The following is a 255-nucleotide window of genomic DNA, read 5'->3' as shown; positions in this document are numbered from 1 at the left end:
GATAACCAGGGACAAATGTTGGCAATGGGAAGTCCAAAAAGTGGCCATCATCACGATTTATACCAAATAGAAGGTAGTTTGAAAGAAATTCTGTCCCTTCTAAGCGAAGCAGAAATAGATCATAAAGAATTGTTTCTGAATGCTGATGCAGGATTTGACAGTGAAAATTTAAGACAAATGTTAGAAAAAGAAAAAATAATCGCCAATATTAAAACCAATCTCAGGAATAATAAAACAGCCAAGAATTATTATTAT

1 pseudogene is annotated in these 255 nt (G+C 32.5%); it reads left to right on the top strand.

The window, feature by feature from the left end:
* Window positions 1–24 precede the first annotated feature (24 nt).
* Window positions 25–255, top strand: a pseudogene (locus tag GNY06_RS05320) (IS5/IS1182 family transposase); the annotation flags it as partial.

It is taken from the genome of Elizabethkingia argenteiflava (genome assembly GCF_009904105.1).
Lineage (GTDB): Bacteria > Bacteroidota > Bacteroidia > Flavobacteriales > Weeksellaceae > Elizabethkingia > Elizabethkingia argenteiflava.
This window is presented reverse-complemented; position numbering and strand designations above follow the sequence as displayed.